At 32.3% G+C, this 446-nt stretch carries 1 protein-coding gene; it reads left to right on the top strand.

Translation table 11 applies throughout. The features are described 5' to 3' along the window. The coding region (locus tag ACRRVB_RS05000; protein ID WP_432466853.1) for a transposase at window positions 1-303 on the top strand (303 nt) is incomplete at its 5' end. Window positions 304-446: the final 143 nt, after the last annotated feature.

Consider the following 446-nt stretch of genomic DNA (forward strand, 5'->3'; position numbering starts at 1 on the left):
TATGGAGATAAAGGCTATAGCGGTTTGCCCAACGAAACTTTACTAAAAGACAAGAAATTAAAATCAGCTATTCAAAAGAAAGGTAGTAGAAATCATCCTTTATCACCTGCTGCTAAACGGTTTAATAAATTGGTATCTAAGACGCGCTATAAAGTAGAAAGGGTATTTGGAAGTATTAAGAGGTGGTTCCGTAGTGCAGGGACTAGGTATATAGGCCTTGATAAAACCCATACGCAACATGTTATGGAATCTATAGCCTATAATTTATATAGAGCTCCAAATATCATTTTAAAGGGTTTTTAGGGGGATGGTATATCTAAAATATACAAAGATTAACTTGAAAATCACTAAATAACTAAATTTATGCATCCTTAACATAAAAACTACTAAAAATACAACTACAACCTTATCAAAAATTACAATAACTATCTATCGCAACGGTCTCA

Source organism: Candidatus Cardinium hertigii (genome assembly GCF_050864855.1).
Taxonomy (GTDB): Bacteria; Bacteroidota; Bacteroidia; order Cytophagales; family Amoebophilaceae; genus Cardinium; species Cardinium hertigii_C.